The organism is Roseateles sp., from assembly GCF_039929605.1.
Lineage (GTDB): Bacteria > Pseudomonadota > Gammaproteobacteria > Burkholderiales > Burkholderiaceae_C > Pelomonas.
Map to the genome: position 1 here is coordinate 25064 of NZ_JBDSQX010000016.1, position 26856 is coordinate 51919.

General features: G+C 67.2%; 25 protein-coding genes. 9 read left to right on the top strand and 16 right to left on the bottom strand.

Features of this window, described 5'->3' with window-relative positions:
• The 4 genes from ABIS05_RS02200 to ABIS05_RS02215 form a co-directional block, all read right to left on the bottom strand.
• A complete protein-coding gene (locus ABIS05_RS02200) occupies window positions 1–2217 on the bottom strand; it encodes an EAL domain-containing protein (RefSeq protein WP_348012847.1) in 2217 nt (738 codons plus the stop codon).
• Between the two features lie 124 nt (window positions 2218–2341).
• Window positions 2342–4657, bottom strand: a complete 2316-nt coding sequence (locus ABIS05_RS02205) for a YgiQ family radical SAM protein (protein WP_348012848.1) — start codon at window positions 4655–4657, stop codon at window positions 2342–2344.
• Between the two features lie 167 nt (window positions 4658–4824).
• Window positions 4825–5031 (bottom strand): cold-shock protein, encoded by a 207-nt coding sequence (locus tag ABIS05_RS02210; RefSeq protein ID WP_056875433.1) that lies wholly within the window; start codon window positions 5029–5031, stop codon window positions 4825–4827.
• 145 nt (window positions 5032–5176) lie between these two features.
• Window positions 5177–5401 (bottom strand): (2Fe-2S)-binding protein, encoded by a 225-nt coding sequence (locus tag ABIS05_RS02215; RefSeq protein ID WP_348012849.1) that lies wholly within the window; start codon window positions 5399–5401, stop codon window positions 5177–5179.
• Window positions 5402–5508: 107 nt separating this feature from the next.
• Between ABIS05_RS02215 and bfr the strand changes: the two genes are divergently transcribed.
• Window positions 5509–5985, top strand: coding sequence for a bacterioferritin (gene bfr / locus ABIS05_RS02220; RefSeq protein WP_348012850.1), 477 nt, complete (start codon window positions 5509–5511; stop codon window positions 5983–5985).
• 27 nt (window positions 5986–6012) lie between these two features.
• Window positions 6013–8253, top strand: a complete 2241-nt coding sequence (locus ABIS05_RS02225; RefSeq protein WP_348012851.1) for a glycoside hydrolase — start codon at window positions 6013–6015, stop codon at window positions 8251–8253.
• 86 nt (window positions 8254–8339) lie between these two features.
• Here the strand turns inward: ABIS05_RS02225 and ABIS05_RS02230 are convergent, their stop codons facing one another.
• From ABIS05_RS02230 to ABIS05_RS02245, 4 genes are read right to left on the bottom strand one after another with little or no spacing between them, the layout of a single operon-like run.
• Window positions 8340–10049: a flotillin domain-containing protein gene (locus tag ABIS05_RS02230; protein ID WP_348012852.1), complete on the bottom strand. Its 1710-nt coding sequence runs from the start codon at window positions 10047–10049 to the stop codon at window positions 8340–8342.
• 22 nt (window positions 10050–10071) lie between these two features.
• Window positions 10072–10698 (bottom strand): YqiJ family protein, encoded by a 627-nt coding sequence (locus ABIS05_RS02235; RefSeq protein WP_348012853.1) that lies wholly within the window; start codon window positions 10696–10698, stop codon window positions 10072–10074.
• 34 nt (window positions 10699–10732) lie between these two features.
• Window positions 10733–11401, bottom strand: a complete 669-nt coding sequence (locus tag ABIS05_RS02240) for a PspA/IM30 family protein (RefSeq protein WP_348012854.1) — start codon at window positions 11399–11401, stop codon at window positions 10733–10735.
• Between the two features lies 1 nt (window position 11402).
• A complete protein-coding gene (locus ABIS05_RS02245; protein ID WP_348012855.1) occupies window positions 11403–11915 on the bottom strand; it encodes a hypothetical protein in 513 nt (170 codons plus the stop codon).
• A 199-nt stretch (window positions 11916–12114) separates the two neighbouring features.
• Between ABIS05_RS02245 and ABIS05_RS02250 the strand changes: the two genes are divergently transcribed.
• Window positions 12115–12786 carry a hypothetical protein gene (locus ABIS05_RS02250; RefSeq protein WP_348063206.1) on the top strand — a complete coding sequence of 224 codons (672 nt, stop codon included), beginning with the start codon at window positions 12115–12117 and terminating at the stop codon, window positions 12784–12786.
• Between the two features lie 179 nt (window positions 12787–12965).
• Here the strand turns inward: ABIS05_RS02250 and ABIS05_RS02255 are convergent, their stop codons facing one another.
• Complete coding sequence (locus tag ABIS05_RS02255; RefSeq protein ID WP_348012857.1) at window positions 12966–14015, bottom strand: homocysteine S-methyltransferase family protein; 1050 nt, start codon at window positions 14013–14015, stop codon at window positions 12966–12968.
• A 153-nt stretch (window positions 14016–14168) separates the two neighbouring features.
• On the opposite strand from ABIS05_RS02255, the gene ABIS05_RS02260 reads away from it, so the two are divergent.
• From ABIS05_RS02260 to ABIS05_RS02270, 3 genes are read left to right on the top strand one after another with little or no spacing between them, the layout of a single operon-like run.
• Window positions 14169–15749 carry an ABC transporter substrate-binding protein gene (locus tag ABIS05_RS02260; protein WP_348012858.1) on the top strand — a complete coding sequence of 527 codons (1581 nt, stop codon included), beginning with the start codon at window positions 14169–14171 and terminating at the stop codon, window positions 15747–15749.
• Window positions 15746–16663 carry a LysR substrate-binding domain-containing protein gene (locus ABIS05_RS02265; RefSeq protein ID WP_348012859.1) on the top strand — a complete coding sequence of 306 codons (918 nt, stop codon included), beginning with the start codon at window positions 15746–15748 and terminating at the stop codon, window positions 16661–16663. Before ABIS05_RS02260 ends, ABIS05_RS02265 begins: the two co-directional genes overlap by 4 nt.
• The gene (locus ABIS05_RS02270; protein WP_348012860.1) at window positions 16660–17277 is read left to right on the top strand and encodes a M15 family metallopeptidase; all 618 of its coding nucleotides are present in this window, start codon (window positions 16660–16662) and stop codon (window positions 17275–17277) included. The genes ABIS05_RS02265 and ABIS05_RS02270 overlap by 4 nt, the downstream gene beginning before the upstream one ends.
• On the opposite strand, the gene ABIS05_RS02275 is transcribed toward ABIS05_RS02270, so the two are convergent.
• Both ABIS05_RS02275 and ABIS05_RS02280 read right to left on the bottom strand, forming a co-directional pair.
• Window positions 17249–17737 carry a GNAT family N-acetyltransferase gene (locus tag ABIS05_RS02275; protein WP_348012861.1) on the bottom strand — a complete coding sequence of 163 codons (489 nt, stop codon included), beginning with the start codon at window positions 17735–17737 and terminating at the stop codon, window positions 17249–17251. The genes ABIS05_RS02270 and ABIS05_RS02275 overlap by 29 nt on opposite strands.
• Window positions 17734–18645 (bottom strand): LysR family transcriptional regulator, encoded by a 912-nt coding sequence (locus tag ABIS05_RS02280; RefSeq protein ID WP_348012862.1) that lies wholly within the window; start codon window positions 18643–18645, stop codon window positions 17734–17736. The genes ABIS05_RS02275 and ABIS05_RS02280 overlap by 4 nt, the downstream gene beginning before the upstream one ends.
• Before the next feature lie 135 nt (window positions 18646–18780).
• Between ABIS05_RS02280 and ABIS05_RS02285 the strand changes: the two genes are divergently transcribed.
• Both ABIS05_RS02285 and ABIS05_RS02290 read left to right on the top strand, forming a co-directional pair.
• Window positions 18781–19329, top strand: coding sequence for a peroxidase-related enzyme (locus tag ABIS05_RS02285; RefSeq protein WP_348012863.1), 549 nt, complete (start codon window positions 18781–18783; stop codon window positions 19327–19329).
• A gap of 43 nt (window positions 19330–19372) precedes the next feature.
• Window positions 19373–19981, top strand: a complete 609-nt coding sequence (locus ABIS05_RS02290) for a pyridoxamine 5'-phosphate oxidase family protein (RefSeq protein ID WP_348012864.1) — start codon at window positions 19373–19375, stop codon at window positions 19979–19981.
• Window positions 19982–20200: 219 nt separating this feature from the next.
• On the opposite strand, the gene ABIS05_RS02295 is transcribed toward ABIS05_RS02290, so the two are convergent.
• Genes ABIS05_RS02295 through ABIS05_RS02315 form a run of 5 tightly spaced genes read right to left on the bottom strand, consistent with a single transcriptional unit; the run spans window position 20201 to window position 25658 of the window.
• Window positions 20201–20605, bottom strand: coding sequence for a hypothetical protein (locus ABIS05_RS02295; protein ID WP_348012865.1), 405 nt, complete (start codon window positions 20603–20605; stop codon window positions 20201–20203).
• The gene (locus ABIS05_RS02300) at window positions 20583–21080 is read right to left on the bottom strand and encodes a hypothetical protein (RefSeq protein WP_348012866.1); all 498 of its coding nucleotides are present in this window, start codon (window positions 21078–21080) and stop codon (window positions 20583–20585) included. The genes ABIS05_RS02295 and ABIS05_RS02300 overlap by 23 nt, the downstream gene beginning before the upstream one ends.
• Window positions 21070–22527: a C13 family peptidase gene (locus tag ABIS05_RS02305; protein WP_348012867.1), complete on the bottom strand. Its 1458-nt coding sequence runs from the start codon at window positions 22525–22527 to the stop codon at window positions 21070–21072. Before ABIS05_RS02305 ends, ABIS05_RS02300 begins: the two co-directional genes overlap by 11 nt.
• Before the next feature lie 7 nt (window positions 22528–22534).
• Window positions 22535–22777, bottom strand: coding sequence for a DUF1653 domain-containing protein (locus ABIS05_RS02310; protein WP_348012868.1), 243 nt, complete (start codon window positions 22775–22777; stop codon window positions 22535–22537).
• Between the two features lie 25 nt (window positions 22778–22802).
• Entirely contained in the window at window positions 22803–25658 is a 2856-nt protein-coding gene (locus ABIS05_RS02315) for a peroxidase family protein (RefSeq protein ID WP_348012869.1), read from the bottom strand.
• Between the two features lie 104 nt (window positions 25659–25762).
• Between ABIS05_RS02315 and ABIS05_RS02320 the strand changes: the two genes are divergently transcribed.
• Window positions 25763–26797, top strand: coding sequence for an LD-carboxypeptidase (locus ABIS05_RS02320; RefSeq protein WP_348012870.1), 1035 nt, complete (start codon window positions 25763–25765; stop codon window positions 26795–26797).
• Window positions 26798–26856 lie beyond the last annotated feature (59 nt).

Sequence of the window (26856 nt, forward strand, 5' to 3'; positions counted from 1 at the left end):
TCAGCGCTGCATCCAGGTCTCGAGCTCGTCGGCCGGCATGGGCCGGGCGAACAGCCAGCCCTGGCCTTCGTGGCAGTCCAGACCGATGAGGTACTGGCGCTGCTCCTCGGTCTCGATGCCTTCGGCAATCACCGTCAGGCCCAGGCCGCGGCCGAGGTTGATGACCATCTGGGCTATGGTCGAGCCGGCGGTGGATGTCTGCGCTTCCTGCACGAAGGCGCGGTCGATCTTGAGGCGGTCTACCTGCAGCTGGCGCAGTTGGCTCAAGGACGAGAAGCCGGTGCCGAAGTCGTCGATGGCGACGCTGAAGCCGAGCTGCTTGATGTCGGCAAGCACCCGCAGCACGAGGTCGGCGTCTTCCATGGCCATGGACTCGGTGATCTCGAGCTCCATGTGCTGGCCTTCCACGCCCGCGTCCTTCAAGGCGCGGGCCAGCGTGTCCAGAAAGCCCGGGTGGCGGAACTGCGCCATCGAGATGTTGACGGCCATGCGGAAGGTGTCGTGGCCCAGGGCGCGCATCTTGGCGAGCTGCTGGCAGGCGGTGCGCACGACGAACTCGCCGATCGGGATGATGAGGCCGCTCTGCTCGGCCAGCGGGATGAACTGGTCGGGCGGGATGAAGCGGCCGTCGGTCGTGCGCCAGCGCAGCAGCGCCTCGGCACCGATGACGCGGCTGGTCTCCAACTCGACCTGCGGCTGGTAAACGACGAAAAGCTGGCTCTCCTCGAAGCCGGTACGCAGGCCCTTGAGCAGCTTGAAGCGCTCGCGCGCGTCGCTGCCCATGGCGGCCGAGAAGTACTGAGATGAGCCGCGCTGCTGCTGCTTGGCGCGCTTGAGGGCGATCTGCGCATCGAGCAGCAGCTCCGAGCCAACCGCCTTGGATTCGCCGAGCCGCACGAGGCCGGTGGTGGCCGAGAGCTGCAGGCGCTCGCCGGCCACGATGAAGGGCTCGGCGAAGACTTCCTGCACGGTTTCCGGGCAGACCTTGGCATGCTCGCCGAGCACCCCGAAGGTGTCGGCGCCGACGCGGGCCATGGCGGTGTTCTGGCCCAGCACCTCGTTGAGGCGGCGCACCACCGCTTGCAGCACCTGGTCGCCAAAGTGGTGACCGAAGGCGTCGTTGATGTCGGCGAAGTCGTCGATGTCGATCAGCGCGAGGGTGACGCCGGCCGGGTCCTTCAGGTTCTTGTCGAGCAGCTCGACGAAGCGGTTGCGGTTGGGCAGGCGCAGCAGCGGGTCGTTGTAGGCCTGGTCCAGCAGCTGGCTGTACAGCACAACGTTTTCGAAGCCAACGGCGATGTTGGAGCAGAAGGCGCGCAGCAGTTGCTGGTCGAGCTCGTCGAGCTCGCGGCCGACATCCACCAGCGCGGCCATCGCACGGCCCTCGCCCATGCCGAAGTACAGGCAGGTGCCGTCGTCGTAGAGGTTGCGCTCTTCCTGCAGGCAGCGTTCCAGGCGGTGGCGCACGTTGGGGATCTTGACCTGTGCCAGCGGCCGGTCGATGAGGCCGCTGTACTGGCCGGCTGCGGCAACGATGCGAACCTCATCGCCCGTCTCGCCGCCGACCTGGGCGCAGACGAGGCCCTCGGGCAGCATGCCCAGCAGCGCGCAGAGCTGGGTCACGACGCCCTCGGCAAAGCGGCTCAGGCCACGCATGCGCGAGAGGGACGCGCTGCTCTCGACAATCATCTCCAGCCCGCGCCGGTTGGCCTCCAACGCGCAGATCTGGCGGTAGGAGCGCACGGCGGCGGTGAGCACCGTGTAGAGCCGCGTGCGGGTCAGCTCGGACTTGGTCTTGTAGTCGTTGATGTCATAGGCCTGCACCGTCTCGATCTCGGGGGCATAGCCGGGCTGGCCGGTGCGCAGCACGATGCGCACGGCGTTCAGCTCCAGCTCCTCGCGGATGTGGCGCACGAGCTGCAGGCCGGCGTCCTCGGTCTCCATGACGACGTCGAGCAGCACGACGGCGAGGTCTTCCTCGCTGGCAAGCAGTTGCCGCGCCTGGGCGGCGGACGAGGCATGCAGGAAGACGAGGGGCTGGCCTTCGACGGTCAGGCCTTGCATGGCCAGCTCGGTGGCCTTGTGGACGTCACCGTCGTCGTCGACGATGAGGATGCGCCACGGCCTCTCTTGCGGGCGGTGTTCGCCTTCCACGGGCTCGGGTTCGTCGAGCAGTTCGAGCAGGTCGTCGTCAACGGCGGACGTTGTTTCTTGCATGGGGGCGAGAGCTCCGGCACGGGGCTGCCACGGCCGCGGCAGCTCGTCGATCAGGACAGGCAAGGGTAGTCCATGCGCTCGACTGCTGCCATGAAAAGCGCGGGCAAAAGCCCGGTAATACCGGTCAACGTTTACCGGGTTTGCCCGGACGCACGGCGGGCGCGCGGGCCGCTCCGGTGACGCGCGGCGGCAGGCCGGTGTGCTGGGTCAAGAGCTGGCCCTTGCGCGGGGTCGCTGGCTTCATCGGCGCAGCCTTGAGGGCAACTTTTGCGGCCGGCTTGGCGGTCGTCGAGTTCTTGCGCCGCGCGCTGTCGTAGCTGCCGTCGGTGAGGGGCTGGTAGCTCGGGATCAGGTGGTGCTTGCCGTTGCCGATCAGGTCGGCGCGGCCCATGGCCTTGAGCGCCTCGCGCAGCAGCGGCCAATGATTGGCATCGTGGTAGCGAAGGAAGGCCTTGTGCAGCCGGCGGCGGCGCTCGCCACGCACGATGTCCACGCTCTCGCCGCGCTCGGGGTCGCGGCTGATGCCCTTCAGCGGGTTCTTGCCCGAGTGGTACATCGCCGTGGCCGTGGCCATCGGGCTGGGGTAGAAGGTCTGCACCTGGTCGGCGCGGAAGCCGTTCTTCTTCAGCCAGACGGCGAGGTTCATCATGTCCTCGTCGCTGGTGCCGGGGTGGGCGGCGATGAAGTACGGGATCAGGTACTGCTTCTTGCCGGCCGCCGCACTCGCCGCGTCGAACATCTGCTTGAAGCGGTCGTAGCTGCCGATGCCCGGCTTCATCATCTTGGACAGTGGGCCGCCCTCGGTGTGCTCGGGCGCGATCTTCAGGTAGCCGCCGACGTGGTGCGTCACGAGCTCCTTCACGTACTCGGGCGACTGCACGGCGAGGTCGTAGCGCAGGCCGGAGCTGATGAGGATCTTCTTGACGCCCCGCAGCGACCGCGCGCGGCGGTACATCTTGATGAGCGGGTCGTGGCTGGTGTTGAGGTTCGGGCAGATGCCCGGGTAGACGCAGCTGGGCTTGCGGCAGGCGGCCTCGATCTCGGGCGACTTGCAGCCGATGCGGTACATGTTGGCCGTCGGGCCGCCGAGGTCGGACACGATGCCGGTGAAGCCCTTGACCTTGTCGCGCATCTCCTCGATCTCGCGGATGACGGAGTCTTCCGAGCGGCTCTGGATGATGCGGCCCTCGTGCTCGGTGATCGAGCAGAAGGTGCAGCCGCCAAAGCAGCCGCGCATGATGTTGACGCTGAAGCGGATCATTTCCCAGGCCGGGATCTTGGTCGCGCCGTCGTGGCTGCCGGCCTCGTCCGCATAGCTCGGGTGCGGGCTGCGCGCGTAGGGCAGGTCGAAGACGTGGTCCATCTCCGGCGTCGTCAGCGGGATGGGCGGCGGGTTGATCCACAGGTCGCGCTCGCCGTGGCGCTGCACCAGCGCGCGGGCGTTGCCGGGGTTGGTCTCCAGGTGCAGCACACGGTTGGCGTGGGCGTAAAGCACCGGGTCGCTCTTGACTTGCTCGTAGGCCGGCAGGCGCACGACGGTGTGGTCGCGCGGCGGCAGGGCCAGCTTGCCGGTCTTCCTGCTGAGGTGCAGCTGGATGGGCTGGGCAGCGCCGGGTTCGGCAGGCGTGGAGCACGCGGCGCCCTTGTCGGCCGCCGTTTCTTCCACCGTCTGGTAGGGGCTGATCAGCTCGTCAATGCGCCCCGGGCGGTCCACCTCGGTGGAGTCCAGCTCGAACCAGCCCTCGGCGCTGGGGTCGTTGTCGCGGCGCATGAAGGCGGTGCCGCGAATGTCGGTCAGCTGCTCGATGGGTTCGCGGCGGGCCAGGCGGTGGGCGATCTCGATGATGGCGCGCTCGGCGTTGCCGTAGACGAGCAGGTCGGCCTTGGCGTCCACCAGCACGGAGCGGCGCACCTTGTCCTGCCAGTAGTCGTAGTGGGCGATGCGGCGCAGCGAGGCCTCGATGCCACCAATGATGATGGGCACTTCCTTGAAGGCTTCCTGGCAGCGCTGCGTGTAGACCAGCGTCGCGCGGTCCGGGCGCTTGCCGCCCTCGCCGCCCGGCGTGTAGGCGTCGTCGCTGCGGATTTTTCGATCAGCCGTGTAGCGGTTGATCATCGAATCCATGTTGCCGGCCGCGACGCCGAAGAACAGGTTGGGCTTGCCCAGCGCCTTGAAGGCGTCGGCGCTCTGCCAGTCCGGCTGGGCAATGATGCCGACCCGAAAGCCCTGGGCCTCCAGCGTGCGGCCGATGACGGCCATGCCGAAGCTGGCGTGGTCGACGTAGGCGTCGCCGGTGACGATGATGATGTCGCAGGAATCCCAGCCGAGCTGCTCCATCTCCGCCCGGGTCATGGGCAGGAAGGGCGCGGGGCCGAAACGCTTGGCCCAGAACGGGCGGTAAGCGGTCAGCGCCTTGGGCGGTTGGGGTAGAGCGGACATGTCAGTGGTGCCCGGCCGCCCGAAACCGCTGACGCACCCCCTCGGGGGGCAGTGAGCGAAGCGAGCGTGGGGGCGAATTGATTTTCGGGATTGTCGTTGGGCAAGCCCAGAAAGCACAAAGCCCGCGCGGGGCGCGGGCTTTGCTCAACGGCGGAAGCCGTGAGGGATTACAGCGAACGGATGTTCGAAGCTTGCAGACCCTTGGGGCCTTGCTTGACTTCGAATTCAACCTGGGCGCCTTCGGCCAGGGTGCGGAAGCCGCCGTTGTTCTTGATTTCGCTGTGGTGGGCGAACAGGTCCTTGCTGCCGTCGGCCGGCGTGATGAAGCCGAAGCCCTTGCCGTCATCAAACCATTTGACGGTGCCGGTTTGCATGGTGCTCATGAGAATTTCCTTGGTGTCGTTGAATCAATTTGCCCGCAGCCCGAGCGGCTGCGGCAAAACACAACACTCAAGATCAGACGAGACGGACATTCCAGCCAGCGGAATCGCCGACTGAATCCGGCATTGTAGCCGCCGTTCAGGCCGCCCGCAAAATTTGAATGGCGCCGGCCATGCTGTGGGCGTGTTGACCACCACCCTGGACCCGGCTTTCCTCAAAGATGGCGCAGGCGCAATCCCGGCAGGCACCGCAGGCGGTGGCGACGCGAAGGTCGTCCTGCAGCGCGTCGAAGTTGGGGCAACCGGACGACGCTGCGATGGCGATGTCGCGATCAGAGACTCGGTGGCAGACACAGACAATCATGGGGTCGAAGTCTAATGCGAATCGGTCTCATTTGCAGAAAGAGCGGTTTTGCTGAAGGGCTTTCTGTCGGGATACTTCGGTCCAACGTCACGTTTTCGGAGCTTCCCATGCAAGGCGACCCCCAAGTCATCGCCCACCTCAACGCCCAGCTCAAGCTGGAGCTGACGGCCATCAACCAGTATTTTCTGCATGCCCGCATGCTGAAGAACTGGGGCCTGCTGAAGATGGCCAAGCACGAGTACGACGAGTCCATCGAGGAGATGAAGCACGCCGACAAGCTCATCGAGCGCGTGCTGACGCTGGATGGCCTGCCCAACCTGCAGGACCTCGGCAAGCTCTACATCGGCGAGAACGCCATCGAGACGATGGAGTGCGACCTGAAGATCGAGAGGGCCGGCCATGCCCACCTGAAGGAGGCTGTCGCCTACTGCGAGAGCGTGCGCGACTACGTGTCCCGCGAGCTGTTTGTCGAGATCCTCGACGACACCGAGGAACACATCGACTACCTCGAAACCCAGCTGGAGCTGGTCACCACCGTCGGCGAGCAGAACTACCTGCAGTCGCAGATGGGCGCCGCGAGCTAAGGTAGGTCACAACAACTCAATGCCTTCATGCGTCGCCGGAGTTTTCTATGCACGACATTGACCGCCGGCATAGCCTCTTCGGCACGCGCAGAAGCGGTCGTCACGCTCCGCAATGACCAGTGGCAGGTTGGCATCGATCCGGCGACGCTGGCAATTGAAGTAGCGCCCAAAGACCAAAAGGTACTGACAGTCTCGAGCGGCTGCCCTGCCCGCACGGTCGCCGATCTCAAACGCACACCCACCTCAGCGCGCTGGACCTGGGGCGCCGTGCGCGTCGAAGCCGCCCTCACCGGTAGCGACCTCAACGTGTCGTTCATCGTCGATACGGCGCAAACCCTGGAGCTGCTGCATCAGCCCGCCGCCGCCATGGGACGGGGTCTGATTCTGCCGTTGGCCGAAGGTCGCTATGCCCCGACGGACAGCGCGGAATGGCGCGCCGATCTCACCCAGGCGCACAACGACATCAACACCACGGAAGACCTCACCCTGCCTTTGTGGGGCATGGACCACGGCGCCTTTACGCTGCACTGGCTCATGACCAATCCGTTCAACAACACCATAAATTTCCGCCAGGCATCGAACGGGCTGGACATCACTTTGCGTCACGAGTTCACGGCGTTGTCACCGCAGACGCCGATGAGCCTGACGCTGCATCTCGGCGAGACATTGCTGTCCGGGGCGCAGCGGTACAAACGGTTTCTGGTCGACAGCGGCCAATACCAGACTCTTGCCGACAAGATTCGCATGACACCCGGCACCGAAAAGCTTATCGGCGCGCCGCAGATCTATTTGTGGGGCGACGGGCTGATCGGCGTGCCAGACGTCCGCGACTGGGTGGGCTTTATGAAGACCCTGCAGGGCACTCATTCGTTTGCCGTCAGCCTGCGCGGCGCACTCGACGCAGAGGCGCTGGACCAGCTCAAGGCCCTGCCGCGAAAGCCTCCGCCCTTTGAGCGGCGCGTCGTGGTGCGTCACGTCAATCACGCCCTGCTGACACTGGCGCGTTCCGAATGGCAGCAGGAAGAGATCGACCATGCCCGGTTGACCGGCGTCTATCGGGAACTGAAGCAACAGTTCCTCACGACGTTCAACGCGTCGCTGGCGCCTGATCCCGCCAGCTGGGGCGATGGCCTGTCAAAGCGCACGATCAATGCGCTGAAAGAGGCCGGTTTCGACCGGCTATGGATTGGCCTTGGCGACGGCTTCGAAGGCGGGCTGTGGCATCCCGAAGCGATCAAGGTCGCGGCCAATGCCGGCTACTTGATCAGCCCTTATGACGACTACATGGGACTGATCGCGCCAGGTGTGCGCCCCGACTGGGCCACATCGCAGCAGGGCCGCGCGCTATACGAAGCCTGCCCGATCATTCAGGCCAATGGCCAGCCGCGCAAAGGCTTCATGGGCACGGGCTTTTATGCCAATACGTTCTGCGTCACAGACTCGCTGAAGGCCCGCGTCACTGCATTGAAGACGGCCGCCGGATACAACAGCTGGTTCAGCGATGTCAGCGCCACCGGCATGGTGTTCGATGACTTTCGCGCGGGTCATGAAATGACGCAGAGCCAGCATGCCGGCGCCAACAACGCCATGCAGCGTTGGTGGTCGGAGACCGTCAAGGTGCCGCTGGGCTCTGAAGTCGGCAATGCGGTGACCAGCCAGGGTATCGCCTTTGCGCAGGGCACAGAGACGCCAGTCATCGGCTGGGGCGATCCGGATCTCGACAGGGACAAGTCATCGCCTTACTACACCGGCCACTGGTTTCCGCCCGAGCAACCGAGCAAGTTCTTCGCGCCCGCCAGGACCAAGGCGAAATACCGTGCCTTGCACTTTGCGCCGGGCGTGGTGCTGCCGCTGTATCAGGCGGTGTTCCATGGATCGATCATCACGTCTCACCACTGGACTTACGACAATCTGAAACTGAGCGATGTGGCCCAGGATCGCGAGTTGACGCAACTTCTGCACAACGTGGCGCCGACCTACCATTTGAGTGCCGGCAGCCTGCGCGAACGACTGCCGATCATCAAGCGCCAGTGCCGGGTGTTCCGGCGGTTGCACAACGCGCTGGCGTTACAGGCCCTGATCGGGTTTGAGTGGCTGAGCCACGACAAACAAGTACAGCGCACGACCTTCGCCGATGGGAGCCGGGTGACGGTGAACTATGACGATGCGACTCGGAAGGTTGGTGATGTGACGCTGCCGCCGCGAAGCCTGCATGCCGTGTTGGGCAATGGCGATACGTTGACATATCGGACGCAACCTATCGCCTGACTCGCCAGGCTCCGACTGCCCGAGGCTCGAGTCCCCTCTGCGCGCACATGCGTGCTGCCCACTGGGGGCGGTCCTACCGAACGGTCCTATTGCGCGGCATCGCTGGGCGGCCTCGCGGTGGCCGCGCCACCCGGCTTCAGCATGTTTGCGAGGTTATGCGCAAGGCCGGTGATGCCCTGATTCGACAGGCCGGCGTCATGCATGACGGCGTCGACAAGCGGCTTGGCCACTTGATATTGCAGCGCCGAGTTCATGACCTGCTCAGGGAAGGTGGCGCCCGCTGAAGCGCCGCCACCGTCCGCGCCACCGTTCTGTCCACCCGGCATGCCGCTCACCTGCACGATGCGGATGGACTCGATCTTCTCCATCGGCTTCACCGCCTCGGCCAGGATGGCGGGCAGTTGCTGCAGCAGTTGCGTGCGCACCTGCAACTCGACCTGCGCGGCAGACAGCGTGTTCAGCGCCTCGTTGATCGCACGCCGGCCCTCGGCCTCGGCGATGGCCGCGGCCTGCTTGGCCTTCGCTTCAATCGTCAGCGCCTCGGCGCGGTCAATGGCCGCTTCCTTCTCGGCGGATGCAGACACCTTGACCGCAATCGCGTTCTGCTCGGCGTCCTTGCTGGCCTCGATCAGCTGAATCGCCTTGTCGCGCTCGGCCACGGCCACCTGGCGCGCGGTGTTGACGGTTTCCTCGGCTTTGACGGCTTCGGCTCGCGCCATGTTGGCGGCGGCATCGGCCTCGGACTGCTCACGCGACTTCGTGGCGATAGCGATCTGCGTGTCCTGGCGCGCGATCTCGACCTGCTTGCGCTGCTCGGCGCGCTTCATCTCGGTCTGGCGCTCCTGCTCGATCTCGCGCGTCTGGATGACCAGCGTCTTCTCGATCTCCGCCGCCTTGATTTCGCGCTCGGCCTCGATGCGGCGCTGGCCCACCTGGCGCTCCGCCTCGATCTTGACCGTCTCGGCCTCGCGGTGGCGCTCGGCCTGCTGCGAGGCGATCTGCGCCGACTGCTCGGCGCGTGCCATCTCGATCTCGCGCTTCTGCGTCAGCGAGGCGAACTCCTGGTCCTTCTCGATGGTCAGCTTCATGCGCGAGGCTTCGAGGTTCTTGGTGCGCACCTGCACCTCGGTGTCCTGCTCGACGTCGTTGCGCTGCTTGCGGCGCGCCTCGGTCTGCTCGGTCAGCCGCGTCAGGCCCTCGGCGTCGAAGGCGTTGTTGGGGTTGAAGAACTGCTTGTCGGTTTGGTCCAGGCTCGTCAGCGAGACGGACTCCAGCTCCAGCCCGTTCTTCTCCAGATCCTCGGCCACGGCGTTTTGCACGGCCTGCACGAAGTCGCGGCGCTTGTCCTGCAGCTCCTGGATGGTCATGGTCGCGGCGGTCGCGCGCAGGCTGTCGACGAACTTGTCTTCCACCAGCGCCTTCAGCTCGTCGGGGCTCATGGTGCGCAGGCCCAGCGTCTGCGCCGCCGTGCTGACGGCTTCTTCCGTCTGCTTCACGCGCACGAAGAAGGCGGCCGTCACGTCGACGCGCATGCGGTCCTTGGTGATGAGGCTTTCGCGCTCGCGGCGCAACACTTCGAGCTTGAGCGTGTTCATGTTGACGAGCACGCGCTCGTGGAACACCGGCAGCACGATGGCGCCGCCGTCCATGATGACCTTCTGGCCACCCAGGCCGGTTCGCACGAAGGCCAGCTCCTTGGTGCTGCGCTTGTACAGCCGCGCAAAGACGAAGCCGATGGTCAGCAGGCCGAGCAGGGCGATGCCTGCGATACCGGCGATTTCGATCAAGTTGTCCATGTCTTTTTCAACTCCCTGTGAATCAAATGAGATGGGGATGCGGGTTGGCAATGCAGCGATAGAACGGCCCCGCCTTGCGCACGATCAGGATCTGCGCGCCTTCTTCGAACACTTCGTCGTCCATGTCGGGCTCGACCATCAGGTAGTGGACGCGACCATGCGCATCGCGGACCCGCGCCTGCGCCGCCAGGCCACGGCGCGCGGCACCGCCGCTGACGACGCCGCCGCGCCCCACCAGCGACTGCTCGCTGACAGCGCTGGTCTCGTCGCGCGGAATGATGTGAGCCACCAGCGACCCCAGGCCGCGCACCGTGGCCAGCCCCGGCGGCGCCGCCAGCAGCCCGGCCAGCCACGCGGGCAGGAAGCCGCCGAGCAGGTTGAACGCCACCTTCTGCAACGCATAGCCGAACAGCGCATAGCCCAGCAGGAAGAGCAGCAGCAGCACCAGCGCCGGCACGCGGCCCAGGTGCAGCCAGCCGAGCACGTGGTCCATGCCGGACTCGGGCATGGCGTGGGGCAGCAGGTCGTCGATGACATTGCTGGGGCTGAGCGCGACCAGCATGCCCAGGCCCTCCAGCAGCGCAATGGCCACGATCAGCGCCACGGCGACGCCGAAGGGCAAGGTCTCGGGCGAGGTGAACAAGTTCATCTGGACGTTCCCGGGTTGCGAACGGGCAGGAGTGTCATGCCTGTCCGGCCTTGATCTGCGCCATGCGCTCGGCGATTTTGTTGTCGCGAACCAGTTGCTCCAGCTCGCTCAGCCGGGCGGCCTGGTCCAGGCTGCCGGCGCGCTGCGTGCCGTCCAGGCCCGTCTGGCGCTGGTAGATCTTGTCGAAGGCATCGGCCACCTTGCCCAGCCGTTGTTCGACGTTGGACTGCCCGACCGGCTGCGCAGCCGATTCAGTCGCCGCCCGGCTCTTGCGGAAGTCCGCCAGCGCCTCCTGCATCTCGCGCTTCTTGGCCAGCAGCGCGGCCGTGAAGCCCTGCAGCTCCTGCTCCTGGCGGGCCAAGTCGGCGAGCGTCGTCTCCAGCACGGGGATCTGCGCCTCGATGTCGAGCTGGCGGGCCACGGCGGCGCGGGCCAGGTCTTCACGCTGCTGCGTCAGCGCCTGGGCGATCTGGTCGCGCAGGTCTTCATGGCTGCGGTTGAGCTTGGCGTGCTGCTGCTGCGCGAGGTGCCGGTTGGCGCTGACGGTGCCCAGCTCGTGCCGCACCTCGTCGATGACGCCATCGGCCTCGCGGATGGCCTGCTCCATGGCGGCCTGCGGGTTCAGGTCTTCGATCTTGTCCAGCAGCGCGTGCACGCCACCGGCGATCACGCGGCCCACGCGGGTCTTCAGGGAATCAGCCATCTCAAGCTCCTTTGACGGGGTTGACGGTATTCAGGGTCGAGGCGATCTCGACGGTGGCGACGAGGTGGCGACGCACCACGTTCGGATCGAATGCATGCGCAGCGCTGGTGGTGGCCTGGCGCAGCAGCGATTCACTCAGCAGCGCCGCGCGGCGCACCAGCGCGTCTTCCAGCTTGGCCGCTTCGTCAGCCGTCGTGGGCGCGGCGCTGATGACCAGCGCCATCAGCGTCGTGACCTGCTCGACGAGCAGATTGAGCACCTCGGAATGCCGGCCTTCGCTGCCTTCGATGCGCACCAGCGCTTCGCGCAGCCGGTGCGTCAGCTCCCGCGCCCAGGCGTGGGCCGCAACGTACTCGAACGCGCCGTCATGCTGGCGCTTGAGCTGCCCGAGCAGCACGCGCAGCTTGTCGCTGTTCGTCGTGGCGCCTTCCACCTGCAGCTGCGCCAGCCAGAGGTAGAGGTCGCTCGGGATGCGAGCCGACAGCGGCTCCATCGTGATCGTCTGCGTCGCCATGCGGCACCGCCTTCAAATGAGTTCCAACGAACACGAATGTATTCGTTTGAATTCATTTGTCAACAGACGGAAGTGATCGCGCCGCTCTGGCGGCGGACGAAGGCTCGTGCTACCGCCGGGTGGGCATCGGGTGATCACGTCGCGTGCACCCGCGCAGCGCCTTGACGCGCTCGCGGACCGCTTCGCAGCGTGAGCAGACATGCGCTTCTGGGACTTGCACGACACTAGACTCGTGGCAGCCAACCATCTTCCACCGGCGATGTTTCGCAGATCCATGCGCCTTTCTCGTTTCATCACTTGGATCTGCACAGCGTTTTTTGCTGGCATTGCAGCCATTTATGGCGCCATCTTGTTGCACTCGCTCGTGAACGGGCGCGTTGCCCAGTTCAGCAAGGTGCCAACCGGAAAGTCATACACGTGGGCTGATTCGCCCGTCCTGATGGTCCTGAGCACGTTTGGGCACGCCGTGCTGTTGGCCCTTTTTGTGATGTTGGCGGTATGGACCTGGCGAACCCTGCCAACAGGCCTCTCACGCATCCACGATGGGTGGGCTGCAATGACGCAGCTCCAGCGGGCGATGCTGTGCAACATGGCCCTCACGTCCATCGCAACCCTCGCCGCAATGGCGCTTGGCTTGCCCTCGGGCACGATGCGCCGCCCAACCATTGGGGTCATCTGGCTGCTCTGGTTGAGCGTTTGTGTACAGTTCCCGCTGTGGGCAATTTGGCTCGGCGAGATACGCAACGACGTCGAACGAGTGGTGCGGCGCTCGGATGACCCAGCAGGCTTCTGGTTTCGGTGGATCACAGTCACCGCTTGGTTCGCATTCACACTTTGCCTGGCAACCTTCGTGTGCTGGGTCGTATGGTGAGTCTCTGCGCCGCTTACAGCCTGAAGCGGACGCCGCCTCGCTGACCCGCCCGCCCTCGGTAAGCTCAGCCTCGGAGAGCACGGCCCGAACAAGGCCGCAACATCCGGCTCCATATCGGCTTCACCTACCGCTGACGTCGCCCAACGCTCAACGGCCGGGAACCGAACGCGGAGCCCGCTTCAGGCCGCCATCAGCTGGCTGAAAAATTTCTCCCCGCTGACCCGCGGCTTGTACGCCGACACGGCCTTGGCGATGGCCGCGATGTGGTCAGGCGTCGTGCCGCAGCAGCCGCCGGCGATGTTCAGGAAGCCGGCCTTCGCGAACTCGCCCACCAGGCGCGCCGTCACGTCAGGCGTCTCGTCGAAACCGGTGTCGCTCATCGGGTTGGGCAGGCCGGCGTTGGGGTAGCAGCTCACGGCCACGTCGCCCGCCACCTTGGACAGCTCCTCGATGTAGGGCCGCATCAGCGTGGCGCCCAACGCGCAATTCAGGCCGATGGCGATGGGACGGGCATGGCGTACCGAGTGCCAGAAGGCGGTCACGGTCTGGCCGGACAGGATGCGGCCGGAGGCGTCGGTCACCGTGCCCGAGACGATGACGGGCAGGCGCTCGCCGGTGTCCTCCATCAGCTCGTCCAGCGCAAAGATGGCGGCCTTGGCATTCAGCGTGTCGAAGATGGTCTCGACGAGGAAGAGGTCGCAGCCGCCTTCCAGCAAGCCCTTGGCCTGCTCGTAGTAGGCGGCGCGCAGCGTGTCGAAGTCGACGTTGCGGGCGCCGGGGTCGTTGACGTCCGGGCTGATGGACGCGGTGCGCGGCGTTGGGCCGAGGGCGCCGGCCACGTAGCGCGGCTTGTCGGGCGTGCTGTATTTGTCGCAGGCGGCGCGGGCGATCTTGGCGGCCTCGACGTTCATCTCGTAGGCCAGCCCGGCGAGGTCGTAGTCTTCCTGCGCGACTGACGTGGCGCCGAAGGTGTTGGTCTCGATGAGGTCGGCGCCGGCGGCGAGGTACTGCTCATGGATCTCGCTGAGCACGTCGGGCCGCGTGAACATCAGCATCTCGTTATTGCCCTTCAAGTCCTTGTGATGGCTCTTGAAGCGCTCGCCGCGGTAGTCGGCCTCGATGAGCTTGTAGCGCTGGATCATGGTGCCCATGGCGCCGTCGAGGATGGCGATGCGGTTCTGCAGCAGGGCGGGCAAGCCCTGGGCGCGGGTGTAGGCGATGGACTTCATGCGGCCATTTTGGCAGCGTCGGCATTGACCGCGCCGAGCCGGGCTGATCGGGCGCGGTATAAGGTTTGGTTATGCCTCCCCGGCCTGTCCGTGCTTGCGGCTGCTGGGGCGGCTTCGAACAATGGCCCTCGCCCGCATCTTTCGCCCTGCCCCATGAAGCTCGCTGCCGCACTGCTGTCCTCCGCCCTCGCCTTGCTCCCACTCGCCGCACTGGCCCAGAGCAAGCCGCTGATCTATTGCGCAGACGCCAGCCCCGAGGGCTTCGACCCCGGCCTGTGGGACAGCGCCAGCACCAACATCGTCAACAGCCAGATGTTCGACGGGCTGCTGGGCTTCAAGCGGCCGACGACCGAACTGCAGCCCAAGCTGGCGACCAGCTGGGAGATCTCGCCGGACGCCAAGAGCTTCACCTTCAAGCTGCGCACCGGCGTCAAGTTCCACAGCACGCCGTGGTTCAAGCCCACACGCGACTTCAATGCGGATGACGTGGTCTTCACCTTCAGCCGCTTCATCGACCCCAACCACCCTTTCAACAAAGCCTTCCCGGCCACCTTCGTCTACCCGCAGAACCTCGGCCTGGCCAAGCTCATCGACGGCATCGACAAGGTCGACGAGCACACGGTGCGCTTTCGCCTCAAGCAGCCCAACGTGACCTTCGTCGCCAACTTCGCGTTCGCCTGGGCCGGCATCCACTCGGCCGAGTACGCGGCCCAGTTGCTCAAGCAGGGCAAGGCCAGCCAGATCAACGTCCAGCCGGTCGGCACGGGGCCTTATCAGTTCAAGAGCTACGCCAAGGACGACGTGCTGCGCATGACGGCCAACCCCGACTACTGGGGCGGCAAGCAACCCACGCGGATGCTGGTGTTCAGCATCAGCCGCGAACCCAATGTGCGGGTGCAGAAGATCGCCGCCGGGGAATGCCATGTGACGGCGGCGCTGCGGGATGTCGACGTGGCCACGCTGGCGGGCAATCCCAACATCAGCATCCAGAAGATCCAGGCGCTCAACATCTCCTACCTGAGCTTCAACCTGAAGAAGCCGCCCACCGACAAGCGCGAGGTGCGCGAGGCGCTGGACATCGCCATCGACCGCGACGCCATCTTCAAGGCGCTGTTCCCGCGCGGCGACGCGACGCAGGCCGTCAGCGCCTTCCCGCCCAGCATCCCCGGCTACAACAAGAGTCTGAAGAACGAGTTCAATCCCGCCAAGGCCAAGGCGATGCTGGCCAAGGCCGGCTTCCCGAACGGCTTCGAGATCGACCTGTGGGCCCTGCCCGTGCAGCGCCCTACTAACCCCAACGGCCAGCTGATGGCCCAGCTCATCCAGCAGGACTGGGCCAAGATCGGCGTCAAGGCCAGCATCAAGACCTTCGAGTGGGGCGAGTACCTCAAGCGCGCCAACAACGGCGAGCACAACGTCTACATGAGCGGCTGGAGCGGCGAGACCGGCGACGCCGACGACTTCCTGACACCCAACCTCAGCTGCGCGGCCAACAAGAGCGGCGTCAAGTTCTGCAATGCCGAGTTCGAAAAGCTCATCGACGAAGCACGAGCCACGCCCGACCAGAAGAAGCGCATCGCGATGTACGAGAAGGCCCAGGAGATCTTCAAGCGCGAGCGGCCGTGGATCACGATGGCGCATTCGACGGTCTACATCCCGGTGCGCAAGGATGTCGTCGGCTTCAAGATGGCGCCGAACGGCAGCGTTGATTTCGAAGGCGTGTACAGGAAATGAGACTTCGCCACATCGAAGTCTTCCACGCCATCATGCAGGCCGGCACCATCAGCGGTGCCGCCCAGCTGCTGCACATCTCGCAGCCCGCCGTCACCAAGGTGCTGCAGCACTGCGAGCTGCAGCTGGGCATGCCGCTGTTCGACCGCGTGCGCGGCAAGCTCTACCCGACGCCTGAGGCCCAGCGCCTGTTCGTCGAGGTCGACAAGCTCAACCGCGACCTGGTCGGCATCCGCCGCCTGGCCGCCAACCTCAAGCTCGGCGAGTGCGAGCAGGTGCGCCTCGTTGCGACGCCCGCCGTCGCCATGGCCATCGTGCCCGCAGCGATGACGCCCTGGTGCAAGGCATTCCCCAACGCCAGCTGTTCGCTGGCCACCCACCACACGCGGGAAATCGTCTCCGCCCTGCTGCTTGGCGAGGCCGACCTGGCCCTGTCGCTGCAGGACCCGCGCCACCCCGGCATCAAGACCGAGACCATCGCCAGCGGCGCGATGGTCGCGCTGTGCCCGCTGGGCAGCCCCGAGGCGCAGGAGGGCGGGCCGCTGGGCCTGGCGGACATCCGCACCGAGATCGTCGGCCTGCACAGCGACGACCCGCTGGCCGGCCTGCTGCACCATGCCGGCGAGGCGCTCGGCCAGTCGCTCGCCAGTCGCATCACCGTGCAGACCTACCAGCTCGCGCGCGCCCTCGTCGAGGCCGGCGTTGGCATGACGCTGGTGGACCCCTTCACCGCCGCCAGCGCCGACCTGAGCAAGCTGCGCGTGCGCCCGCTGACGCCGGCGGTGCCCGTCAACCTTCACCTGCTCACCGCCGCCAACGCGCCGCTCGGCCAGGCCTCGCGCCGGCTCGTGCGCTTCATCACGGCGGCGGCGCAATCACACCTCGCGGGGTTGGCGGGTTTGGCGGAGCTGCCGTGACGCCCTCGCCCATTGCGGTGGAAGACATCGCCGCCCACACCGATTTCCGCCCCCTCGCCAGCTTGACTCACGGCATCGCCGTCGACCTGCGCTACGCCAGCGCCGACAACTTCGTCGGCCACCCCGTCTACGCCGGCATCGACTGCGCCTGGCTGCGCCGCGAGGCCGCGAGCGCGCTGGAGCAAGCTGCCGCTTGGCTGCACGCGCGCCGCCCCGGCTACCGCCTGCTCGTGCTGGACGCGCTGCGCCCCCAGCGCGTGCAGCAGCGCCTGTGGGACGAGCTGCAGGGCACGCCGCTGACGATGTACCTCGCCCACCCCGAGCGCGGGTCCATCCACAGCTTCGGCATGGCGGTGGACATCACCCTGCTCGACCCGGCCGGCCGCGAGGTGGACATGGGGTCAGGGTTTGACGAGATGACGCTGGCCTCCCACCCCGACCACGAAGCCGAGCACCTGGCGCTGGGCGCGCTGACGGCCCAGCACCTCGTCGAGCGCGGCTGGCTGCGCGCGGCAATGCGCGAGGCCGGCTTTCACGGCATCAGCACCGAGTGGTGGCATTTCGACTTCGGCGACCGCGTGGCGGTCAGGCGGGACTTGCCGCGGGTGCTGTGACGCCAGCCGCGATGCGCTTATGCATGAAGACGCTCAAGGGATCGTCGGCATAGTCGCCATAGGGCCCGCAGCGTTCGTAGCCGCAAAGGGCGTACAGGCCCAGCGCCTCGGGCTGATATGGCCCCGTCTCCAGCGTCAGCAGACCGCAGCCTCGCACGACGGCCTCGGCCTCCAGCAAGGCCAGCAATCGCTTGGCCAGGCCGCCGCCCCGATGAGCCGGGCTGACGAACATGCGCTTGAGTTCGCCGAAGTCCGGGCCAAGGACGACGGCGCCACAGCCGACCGCGCTGCCGGCAGCGTCCCGCGCCACGGCGAACAGCACGTTCGGCTGCGTCAGCGCGGCCAGGTTCAACGCGTGCCGGCTCTCGGGCGGGTAGAGCGTGTCCTGGTAGGCGTCCAGCTCGGCGATGAGGGCGATGACGTCGGGCTGGTCGGCGGATTCGAATGAGAGGGTCGTCAAGCAACAGGCTCCATGGCGAGAGGCGCGCAGCCTAACCGCTCCCGCAGCCGCGGCCCGGCGTAGTCCAGGAAGGCCCGGCACTTCATCGGCAGCCGCCCCTGGCCGGGATAGATCAGGCTCACCGACACCGGCGCGGGCTCATGCTCGGGCAGCAAGCGCTCCAGCGTGCCGGCCTGCACCGCGTCGGCGACCTGGTAGGACAGCACGCGGGCCACGCCCAGGCCCATCAGCGCGGCGGAGATGGCGGCTTCGGCCGTGGTGACGGTCAATCGCGAGTGGATGTCGACCGGCCCCGACGGGAATACCCAGCGGCTGGACAGCATGAGGCCTTCGAAGCTGATGCAGGCATGGCCGGCCAGTTCGGCAGGCTGCTGCGGGCGGCCGTAGGCGGCGGTGTAGGCAGGGCTGGCGCAGCAGACGCGGCGGATCTCGCCGACCCGGGTGGCCACGAGGCCGCTGTCGGCCAGGTCGCCGATGCGCAGGGCCAGGTCCACATGCTCTTCCAGCAGATTGACGACGCGGTCGGCCTGGATGAGGCGCACGTCCACGTCGGGGAACTCGCGCAGGAATTCGACGATCACAGGCAGCAGATGCAGCCGCCCGAACACGACCGGCGCCGAGATGACGAGCTGGCCATGGGGCCGCGCGTAGGCACCCGAGGCAGCGCGCTCGGCCTCGTCCACCTGCTCCAGGATCTGACGGCTGGCGTCGAGATAGTCGCGGCCGGCGTCGGTCAACTCCAGGCGGCGCGTGGAGCGGGCGATCAGCCGCGTCTTGAGCTGGGCCTCAAGCTGCGCGAGCTTGCGGCTGACGGTGGCCAGCGGCTGCTCCAGCCGCCGCGCAGCGGCCGACAGGCTGCCGGCCTCGCAGATGGCCACGAACACCGCCATCGCTTCGAAACGGTCCATGCCCGCCAACTCTCTCGAAATTCGGAAGAAAGATTATGAATCTTGCCGGCTAGTGCCTTTTGATGGGATTTTCTACATTCTCTTCACCGGAACACACCGGCTCTCACCCACCCCAGCCAAACCGAGGAAACAACCATGTCCCGCCTTCACACCCCCGCCTCCATCGACGCCGCCCCCGAAGCCGCCCGCCCCCTGCTCGAAGCCGTCAACAAGCAGCTTGGCTCGGTGCCCAACCTGTTCCGCCTGGTGGCCAACAGCCCCGCCGCGCTGGAGGGTTACCTCGGCATGTCCGGCGCGCTGGCCAAGGGCCGCCTGCCGGCCCAGACGCGCGAGCGCATCGCGCTGGCCGTGGCGCAGATCAACGCATGCGGCTACTGCCTGGCGGCCCACACCTACCTGGGCAGCAACCTGGCCAAGCTCAGCGACGCCGAGATCGCTGCAAACCGCAATGGCCGCTCCACAGACGCCAAGGCCGATGCAGCGGTGCGCTTTGCCGCCAGCGTGGCGACGCAGCGCGGCCACGTCTCCGATGCGGATGTGCAGGCCGTGCGCGCCGCCGGCTACGACGACGCGCAGATCATCGAGATCGTCCAGCACGTCGCGCTGAACACCTGGACGAACTACATCAACGAAGTGGCGCAGACGGTCGTCGACTTTCCGCAGGCCCTGCCGCTGGCTGCCTGACCCCGCGCTGCGCCGCCCTCGACACGCCCTTGCCGGAGTTGCCATGTCCGACCCCACCAGCAACATCGCCTTCACCGCTGCGGTCAAGGCCATCCAGGCCCGCAAGGGCTCGCGCCACGCCTACGCACGCATGGAAGAAGGCGGCGGCTGGGAGCGTGTCATCACGCCCGAGCTGAAGGAGGAGATCGAAGCGCAGATCAGCGTCATGCTCGCCACGGCCAACGCCGCAGGACAGCCGTACGTGCAGCACCGCGGCGGCCCGCGGGGGTTTCTGCATGTGCTGGACGAGCAGACCATCGCCTTCGCCGACTTCGCCGGCAACCGCCAGTACATCACCCAGGGCAACCTGGGCGAGAACCCGCAGGCCTTCCTCTTCCTGATGGACTATGCGGAGCGCCGCCGCATCAAGATCTGGGGCCGCGCGCGGGTGGTCGAGGGCGACGCGGTGCTGATGGCGCGGCTGATGCCCGAGGGCTACGCGGCGCGACCCGAGCAGGTCATCCTGTTCAGCGTCGAGGCCTGGGACGTGAACTGCCCCAAGCACATCCCGCAACGCTTCGAGGCGGCCGACGTGCTGGCCGCCATCCAGTCGCGCGACGAGCGCATTGCCGATCTGGAGCGGCGGCTGGCGGAGCTCGGTCGGCGCGATTGAGGCGTTCGGCAAGATCAGCGCCCGCGCTGCTGCTCGGCCAGGGGACCAGGTCTTGCGCAGTGCCTCCTCGTACATCGCCCGGCCGAAGAGGGTCAGCGCTGTAGGGCGGGTCGCGACCCGCCCTAGCCCGGCTGCCGCTGGCAGCAGAGTCACTCCAGCGATGGAGGCAAGACCTGGGTGCGGAACTGGTCGATGGACTGGACGCGGGTGGGCTGAGCGTCAACGGCCAGCGGCGGGCGGCGCCTGCAGTTGCTCCAGCGCCTCGTTGAACCGGCGTTGCCAGGCGCCGGCGGCGATAGGGCCGGGCGCCGTGTCCAGCAGGCGCAGATGCTCGGTCAGAACGTCGCCGACAGCATGCAAGGCGTCATGCCGCGTCATGCCCTGCTGCTGCAGCCGGGCGAGCGCGTGCACCACCGGCGCCTCGCGTCGGGCCACGCGGTCTTCCAGGGCGACATGCATCGGGGCGTGGGACTTGTACCGGCCGGACGCCAGCCGCTTCGACGCATGGAAAGTGACCGCCAACCGCAGCTTCTCGGCCGGCTTCAGCGCCAACCAAGCCGCGGGCTCCAGCGGCCGGTCTGCGTCGTAGAGGGTGGTGGCGTCAGGGCCTGCACTGGTCGCCATAGTCGCCCGACATTCGTGCCGCGGAGCCAAGAACGGGAAGGGCCAGCAGAAAAAACACGCTGAAATACAGCGCAGCGCCCGTGACGTCCTCGGGATCGGCGGGCTGGTTCTCCGCAACGTCGATACCGCCGAACCGCAGCACAGTGGTGACCAGAATCACGATCCCGGCGCCAGCCGCCCAGCGGTAGGGCTGCGGCGCCCAGCGGATCAGAGCCGCTATTTCCTTGGCGTTCAGGCCATCCGTCGTATCCGCGCCGGCATCGGCGCGCAGCGCCCGGGCGCATTGACCGCACAGGATGCAGGCGGGTGCGAATGCGAGCATCAGCCAAGCTAAGCCCACGCACGCCGCGAGGAACGCAGGGAAGGCGGGCTCGGGGTGCCAGTGGCTTCGAACTGCCAGGGCCAATGCAGCCGCCGCGCCGGCAAGGGCGACGGCTTCAGCGACGTACAGCAGCCGCTTTCTTTCACTCAGCATGCTTGCCGCTCAATTCACTCTCCAGCCGTTCCAGCACGCCGCGCACGCCGGCACCCTCGCTGATCTGCGGATTCGAAAACCCGTCGCTCTTGCCCGCCTCCTGCTCGCGCACCTCGATGACCTTGCGCGAGAACGCATGCGCTTCGGTGAACGACCAGGTCTTGCGCAGCGCCTCCTCATACATCGCCCGGCCGAAGAAGGTCAGTTCCGAGCGCTTGCCGCAGCCGTAGGAGGTGTGGTCGGCATCCGCCGCCGTCATCACCAGCGTGCCGTCGCCCGCCAGTGGCGCGATCCAGCTGCCGGAGTAGCAGGCCGAGATCGAGATCACGCGCCAGCGCACGCCGGCTTCGTCCAGCCAGCGCTTGAGCAGCTCGGGCGTCATGGGCTCGGTCTGCAGCGGCCAGGTGTCGTTGGCCAGCTTGCCGTCGGCACAGCCATGCGAAGTGAGGTGCAGGAAAAGCACGTCGTGCTCGCGGTCCATGACGGCGGCCATGCGTTGGATGGTCTGGCGCAGGTTGGCCGGCGTGCCCCAGGGCAGCGTGCTGCTGGTGGCGCGGTTGGCCACCAGTTCGACGAGGCGGCCGTCGGCGCCGAAGCGCTCGCGCATCGTCCTGGCCACCACGGCGCTCTCGCGCATGAAGACGTCCTCCGACGCGTAGGGCGCGAAGGTCGCTGCGTAGACGTTGATGCGGCCAGGCCGGGGCGCTTGCAGCCCGGCCAGCGCCGTGGCGAGGAGCTGCGACTGCGTGTTGATGACCTCGTCGGTCAGCGGCAGGCCGACCTCGGCCGCAGCGTCGGGCGGAGGCTCCGTGATCCAGTAGGTCGTCGGCGCCAGATAGCCGCCGATCACCAATGGAATGGGCGTGATCAGCAAGATGGCCACGCGCGCCACGCCCCCCTGCGCGACCCTCCACAACAAAACGATCTGCACCAACCCGGCCCACGCCATGGGCACCAGCCAGGCACTCCACTGCAGGCTCGCAGCCCACCCGGCCTCGGGGCCCAGCGCCGCCGACAGGCCCGGGTGCAACAGGCCTTCGACCATGGCGCTCACCAGGCTGGCGCTCCACAGCAGCGCCATCAGCGTCGCCGTCGACGGCCGGGGGCCATCGCCAGTACGCGCCGATCTCGTCACCACCCAGCACAGCCAGCCGGTCAGGGCCACGTCGATCCAGCCGGACAGAAATCCCGTCCACTGCAGCCGTGCCGGTTCTACCGCCCACGACCATTGCAGCAGGACCGCAGCCAGGTAGCTGGCCAGCACCAGCACTGCCAGCGTCAGCGGCCGGGCGTCGAGCCCTTCCCAGCGAGGCGCACGGAACACCAGAACACGCGCGCCTTCGCCCAGCCATCCAGCACGGCGCCGCCGAGGCACGACGTCCGGCGTCACGCCCGCGGACGGCAGCGCCTGCGCGGGCGGGTCGCTCTTCTGACTTTCTGCTTCCATCCGTCGATCATCCCTGCCCGACGAACTCGAAGCGCTTCCTCATCACGCCGTCGACGGCCAGCGTCCCCATGAACATGTCGTAGGGCCGCACCCACCAGCCGCTGTCGCCGTAGAGCGGCCGGTAGAACACCAGCACCTCCTCGGTTTCGCTGTGGCGGCAGAGGGCGAACACTTCGTACTCGCTGCCTTTGTAGTGGCGGTAGCGGCCGGGGGCGAGGGTGGGCAATGCGGGCAGGTCGTGTTCGCTCATGCCCGCATTGGATCAGCAGATCGGTTCAAGGCTGCTTGAAGGCCGGGTCGCTCTCGGCGCCTTTGCGCGGCTGCCAGCCGAGGCCGTAGTAGTCGCCACGGTCGCGCGCCCAGGGGTCGAAGGCGTTGACGACGCCGGCCAGCTCCGGCGCCAACTCGGGCACGGTGCGCAGCAGCACGCGCTTGAAGGGCGAGACCTCGACGCGGTGGCCGTTGCTCTCCTTGGGCTCGAACTGCTTCGCCGTCGGGCCGTTGTTGCTGACCCAGTCGATGCCCAGCCGCCCGTAGAACTCCGACCGGAAGCTGCTGGTGAAGAAGCGGTCGCTGAACAGCCGCCGCGACGCGTTCAGGATGAAGACCTGGAACTGCGTCTCCGAGATCGCATAACCGTGTGGCCGCGTGAACTCGGCCAGCCAGCCGACCACCGTGTCCACGTCCTCGACGTTGTCGACGAGGCTGCCGTCCGGCTTGCCCAGGCAGTCGTTGATGGCGCTGCCGTCGAGGTTCTTCTGCGCCGCCGTGATGACCTTGCTGGCATCGCAGCGGTGCTGGCCGTAGATGCTGCGCAGGTCGGCGATGACCTCCTGCTGGCGCGCGCGCTCCGGCGAGTCGGCGGGCAGATGCACGTCGATGAAGTCGTCGAAGCTCGTCAGCTGGCGCAGCCCGTACTGGCGGCGGAACTCGTTGAAGCGCGGCACGCCGTGTTCGCGGTCGCGGATGAGGTCGAGCGCGGCCACGTCGATCTTGCCGGTGGCCGACTGCAGGCGCGGCAACGGCAGGTTCTGCAAAAAGGCCGGCGTGTTGCCCAGCGTCAGCAGGCCCAGGCGCTGGCGGCCCATGGACAGCGCCCAGTCGGCCGCACCTTCGCTCGCCAGCACGCCGGTGGCCTTGGCGCGGAAGGTCTCGATGACGGGCACCTTGGCGGCGATGCGGTTGGGGTCGGCGTCCCAGTGGCGCAGCTCGATCAGGTCGGGCACCAGCGAGTGCAGGCGGTAGACGCTGACGAACTCCTCGGGGAAGTTGAACGGCGACCCGAAGTGGTTGACGCCGCCGTTCACGTGCTCGGGGTTGGTCAGGTTCCAGATGTCGTCCTTGGTCGCGTCATGGCGGGCGAAGAAGCGGTCGCTGGTGTAGACCCGCGAACCCAGGCCGAAGATGCCCGGCCCGGACGCCAGCGCCGAGTACCACTGGCCGGCCTTCTTCGCGTCTTCGGACTTGCCGAAGTTCTGCACGACGACGGCCTCCAGCGCGTTCTCCACCCACTTCGTGCCGTCGAACAGGCCGCCCCAGTTCGCGTTCATCCCGAGGTTGAGCGGCTCGTCGTAGAGCAGCTGCGGCGTCCACTCGATGGTGTGAATCTTGGCGATCTCGGCCGCCACGACGAGGCGGGCCACTTCGAAGAGCACGTCGGCCGACACGTCGCGGTAGCGGATGACGGTGGTGGGGGCAGCCGGGTCGCGCAGGCCCGAGTCGTCATCGGGCGCGGCTGCCGCGCGGCGGCGGAACTCGGCGACGAAGGCGTTGTGCTCGCGCGAGAAGACTGTGTGATAGAAGCCCAGGCCAATGCTCCAGTTGTCCGGGAAGGCCGTGGCGCCCTGCCCCGCCCACTGCGGGTTGATAGCGTCGCCAGGGCCGAAGACGGGCAGCTGGCCGAGCGCCTCGCCCGCACCGCTGCGGTTGCCCGGCAACAGCAGCAGCCGCGCCGGGTCGGCTGGGTCGCGCTTCACGCGCTGGCGCGAAACGCCGTCATGGCCGTAGATCTGCGAGGCATCCCACCAGGCCGTCGTGGTGTTGGCATGCGTGCGGTAGGCGCGCGCCAGCGGCGTGCTGCCGTCGGCCGCCTGGTAGCGCGGCGGCGCATTGCCTTCGGCGACAAAGGCGCTGTCCATGCGGTCACCGGGCCGGCAGCCGAGCTGGGCCGCGTCACCCGCGCAGCCCACGGGCATCCACTTCGGCTGCCTGTCGTCGTTGTGGCCCTCCTCCAGGTGCGAGAACCAGTCGTGCGTCATGAACTGGATCCAGAACGCCGCCAGCACGTTGAAGAACGGCGCCTTCTGGTAGTCGCAGTGGGCGTCTACCGCCGCGCCGGGCAGGCCCTGGCCGTCATGGCACTTGGCCGGGTCGCTCTGCGCGCGGGTGAACAGCTTGCGGCTGATGAGCTGCGGGTCGGGCTGCAGCAGCGAGAGGCGGTTGCCGTGGCGGTTGCGGGCGAGCGGGTCGTCGCTGCTGTCGGGGTAGGTCGACTCGAACTGCACGTTGCGCGCGAACAGCGCGCCGCTAGAACCCATCTTCGGGTTGACGAGGTCGTTGCAAATGCCGCTGAGCTGCCGCCAACGCATCAGCTCGCCCTGGCAGAGCTGCGGCCCGTCGCCGCCCACCGCCGCGTAGAAGGGCGAGCTCGCCGGCAGCCGCATCGAGGGCCAGGTCTTGATGGCCGTGCCGGGCACGCCGTCGCGGCCGCGCACGTAGTCGGCAAAGGAGCCGGAGTTGTCGAACAGGTTGAACTTGATCAGCTCCATGCGCTGGTATTCCAGGTCCAGCAGCGCGCCGTCCACGCCGCGGCCGTTGGCGCCGAGATGACTCCCGACGCCGCTCGTGCCCGGCAGCAGCGAGGCGCTGTCGCCCGTTGCCCAGTAGTGGGGCCAGTCGACGTAAGGCGAGGGCCGGAAGGCGGCGGCCTTGTCGCCGCCCCGGCAGCGCGCCACCTCTTCGCCGACCTTGCCGTTGAAGCGCTCGCTGCGCTCGTCGGCCACCTTGCGAAAACCGCCCACGACCATGGCGGCGCAGTTCTTCGTATCGTCCAGGCTGGCGCTGGGCGTGGTGCTCACGCAGCCGGTCAGCAGTAGCGCCAGCGTGAGCAGGGCGGTCAGGCAAAGCTTCATGTCTGTTTCCTCGGTGGTTCTTCGCGCAACATAGCGAGCCGGACGGCGCAGCGTCAATCCTGAGTCGACCCCAAAACATTCACGTTGAGGACAATCGTTTCGCCATGCATGCATCTCGTCGACAAGTTCTGCACCTCAGCGCCGCCGCCACAGGCCTGCTGGCCGCCGCCGCGCCGGCCCGCGCCGAGGGCGCCCTGCTGGCCCGCCGGCTGAGGCCGGGCGACACCATCGGCCTCGTCAGCCCCGCCAACGCCACCTTCGAGCGCGAGCCGCTGAAGATGGCCATGGAGGCCGTGCAGGCGCTGGGCTTCAAGGTCAAGCCGGGCCAGTTCGTCGCCGCGCGGCGCGGGCCCTTTGCCGGAACAGACGCCGAGCGCGCCGCCGACATCAATGCCATGTTCGCGGACGACTCGGTGGCCGGCATCCTGGCGGTGACGGGCGGCTCGGGCTGCAACCGCATCGTCGACAAGCTTGACTACGACCTGATCAAACGCAAGCCGAAGTTCCTCGGCGGCTTCAGTGACCTGACCAGCCTCGTCAACGCCATCCACCGCCAGACCGGCCTCGTCACCTTCCACTGCCCGGTGGCCGGGTCGGAGTGGAACGACTTCTCGGTGCAGAGCTTCAAGGCCGTGGCGATGAACGCCGAGGCCGCGCTGCTGCGCAACCCGGTCGCCTCGTCCGGCGACGACCTCGTCACCCGTGATGAGCGCATCAGCACGATCCGCCCCGGCCGCGCGCAGGGCCGGCTGGTGGGCGGCAACCTGACCGTGCTGGCCTCGCTGGCCGGCTCGCCCTACTTCCCCGACTGCCGTGGCGCCATCCTGTTCCTGGAAGACATCAACGAATACATCTACCGCATCGACCGCTGCCTCTCCACGCTGCGCCTGAGCGGCGCGTTAGGCCAGCTGGCGGGCGTCGTGCTCGGCCGCTTCACCAAGTGCGAGCCCGGCGAGGGCTACGGCAGCCTGACGCTGGACGAAGTCTTCGACGACTACTTCCTGCCGCTGAACGTGCCCGTCTTTCGCGGCGCGGCCATCGGCCACATCAAGCGCAAGTTGACGGTGCCGGTGGGGGCGCTGGCCGAGATGGATGCGCAGGCAGGCACGATCCGGCTGCTCGGAGCGGCTGTGGCCTGACGGCGGCGGGGCCGCCGGGAACCATGGGAATCCCCGATGGCCGCGAACGGATCGCCCGT

Coding starts and splice junctions, on each gene's coding strand:
- ABIS05_RS02260 (WP_348012858.1), top strand. CDS start 14,169: ATGAAGCTCGCTGCCGCACTGCTGTCCTCCGCCCTCGCCTTGCTCCCA.
- ABIS05_RS02215 (WP_348012849.1), bottom strand. CDS start 5,401: ATGATTGTCTGTGTCTGCCACCGAGTCTCTGATCGCGACATCGCCATC.
- ABIS05_RS02250 (WP_348063206.1), top strand. CDS start 12,115: ATGCGCTTCTGGGACTTGCACGACACTAGACTCGTGGCAGCCAACCAT.
- ABIS05_RS02280 (WP_348012862.1), bottom strand. CDS start 18,645: ATGGACCGTTTCGAAGCGATGGCGGTGTTCGTGGCCATCTGCGAGGCC.
- ABIS05_RS02200 (WP_348012847.1), bottom strand. CDS start 2,217: ATGCAAGAAACAACGTCCGCCGTTGACGACGACCTGCTCGAACTGCTC.
- ABIS05_RS02240 (WP_348012854.1), bottom strand. CDS start 11,401: ATGGCTGATTCCCTGAAGACCCGCGTGGGCCGCGTGATCGCCGGTGGC.
- ABIS05_RS02315 (WP_348012869.1), bottom strand. CDS start 25,658: ATGAAGCTTTGCCTGACCGCCCTGCTCACGCTGGCGCTACTGCTGACC.
- ABIS05_RS02285 (WP_348012863.1), top strand. CDS start 18,781: ATGTCCCGCCTTCACACCCCCGCCTCCATCGACGCCGCCCCCGAAGCC.
- ABIS05_RS02255 (WP_348012857.1), bottom strand. CDS start 14,015: ATGAAGTCCATCGCCTACACCCGCGCCCAGGGCTTGCCCGCCCTGCTG.
- ABIS05_RS02245 (WP_348012855.1), bottom strand. CDS start 11,915: ATGGCGACGCAGACGATCACGATGGAGCCGCTGTCGGCTCGCATCCCG.
- ABIS05_RS02210 (WP_056875433.1), bottom strand. CDS start 5,031: ATGCAAACCGGCACCGTCAAATGGTTTGATGACGGCAAGGGCTTCGGC.
- ABIS05_RS02290 (WP_348012864.1), top strand. CDS start 19,373: ATGTCCGACCCCACCAGCAACATCGCCTTCACCGCTGCGGTCAAGGCC.
- ABIS05_RS02320 (WP_348012870.1), top strand. CDS start 25,763: ATGCATGCATCTCGTCGACAAGTTCTGCACCTCAGCGCCGCCGCCACA.
- ABIS05_RS02300 (WP_348012866.1), bottom strand. CDS start 21,080: ATGCTGAGTGAAAGAAAGCGGCTGCTGTACGTCGCTGAAGCCGTCGCC.
- ABIS05_RS02235 (WP_348012853.1), bottom strand. CDS start 10,698: ATGAACTTGTTCACCTCGCCCGAGACCTTGCCCTTCGGCGTCGCCGTG.
- ABIS05_RS02265 (WP_348012859.1), top strand. CDS start 15,746: ATGAGACTTCGCCACATCGAAGTCTTCCACGCCATCATGCAGGCCGGC.
- ABIS05_RS02305 (WP_348012867.1), bottom strand. CDS start 22,527: ATGGAAGCAGAAAGTCAGAAGAGCGACCCGCCCGCGCAGGCGCTGCCG.
- ABIS05_RS02225 (WP_348012851.1), top strand. CDS start 6,013: ATGCGTCGCCGGAGTTTTCTATGCACGACATTGACCGCCGGCATAGCC.
- ABIS05_RS02205 (WP_348012848.1), bottom strand. CDS start 4,657: ATGTCCGCTCTACCCCAACCGCCCAAGGCGCTGACCGCTTACCGCCCG.
- ABIS05_RS02295 (WP_348012865.1), bottom strand. CDS start 20,605: ATGGCGACCAGTGCAGGCCCTGACGCCACCACCCTCTACGACGCAGAC.
- ABIS05_RS02230 (WP_348012852.1), bottom strand. CDS start 10,049: ATGGACAACTTGATCGAAATCGCCGGTATCGCAGGCATCGCCCTGCTC.
- bfr (WP_348012850.1), top strand. CDS start 5,509: ATGCAAGGCGACCCCCAAGTCATCGCCCACCTCAACGCCCAGCTCAAG.
- ABIS05_RS02310 (WP_348012868.1), bottom strand. CDS start 22,777: ATGAGCGAACACGACCTGCCCGCATTGCCCACCCTCGCCCCCGGCCGC.